General features: G+C 64.6%; 1 pseudogene. It reads left to right on the top strand.

The annotated features are described in order from the left end of the window. Window positions 1-189: pseudogene (locus QN345_RS19890) on the top strand (hypothetical protein); the annotation flags it as partial. Window positions 190-367 lie beyond the last annotated feature (178 nt).

Raw genomic sequence — 367 nt, 5'->3', positions numbered from 1 at the left:
GTCGACAACGGGGTCCTACTGTGCTGGTTCCACCACCACAGCATCGATACCTCCGGGTGGGAGATCCGAATGGTGAAGGGCTCACCGCAGGTGCGGGCCCCCGGGTTGATCGATCCGCAACGGCTCTGGCGGCCGCCGAACAGGCACCGCGCCCACCAGGTCCTCACCGGACCACCCAACCGCGACTGACCAGGCGCGACCGCCCGGCATTGAACCGTTGAAGCCTTGAACCGAACACCACAACGGAGCGACCGCGGCCCCTCATGTCGGAGCACAGCCGCTCGGACTACCCCTAGGAGCGTGAGTCAGTAACGCCTATTCGGCTTTGATGCCAATGAATGCCTCCGATGTCGTCGGGTTGGGTTGG

Source organism: Cryobacterium sp. 10I1, from assembly GCF_035019805.1.
Taxonomy (GTDB): domain Bacteria; phylum Actinomycetota; class Actinomycetes; order Actinomycetales; family Microbacteriaceae; genus Cryobacterium; species Cryobacterium glucosi.
This window is presented reverse-complemented; position numbering and strand designations above follow the sequence as displayed.